This window comes from Pseudomonas sp. PNPG3 (assembly GCF_023093815.1).
GTDB lineage: Bacteria > Pseudomonadota > Gammaproteobacteria > Pseudomonadales > Pseudomonadaceae > Aquipseudomonas > Aquipseudomonas asiatica.
In genome coordinates this window covers 1-253 of sequence record NZ_JALLKV010000292.1, presented here as the reverse complement: position 1 = coordinate 253, position 253 = coordinate 1, and the positions used below count along the sequence as shown (strand labels likewise).

Genomic DNA, 253 nt, shown 5'->3' with positions numbered 1-253 from the left:
CAGGTGAGATCATTCGTGAAAGCGGTATCTTGGCACTGGCTATCTGTCCCTGCAACTGGTCTTGCGCTCCTCCCTCCCAAGCATCCATAAAGGGCGAAAGGTAGTTGGCAAGTTCATCGTAGGAAGTGAGTATCGAAAATATCTGTGCGTAGGGACGGTTGAGAAATTCGATGGCATGAGGGAAGGTGCAATACTTGCCATTCTCATATATCTTCAGAAACCAAATGATGGCAGCAAGCAAGATGATAGGCGA

Annotated in this window: 1 pseudogene; it reads right to left on the bottom strand. The window is 47.8% G+C overall.

The features are described from left to right. Positions 1–253 (bottom strand): annotated as a pseudogene (locus MJ643_RS31105) (conjugal transfer protein TraG); the annotation flags it as partial.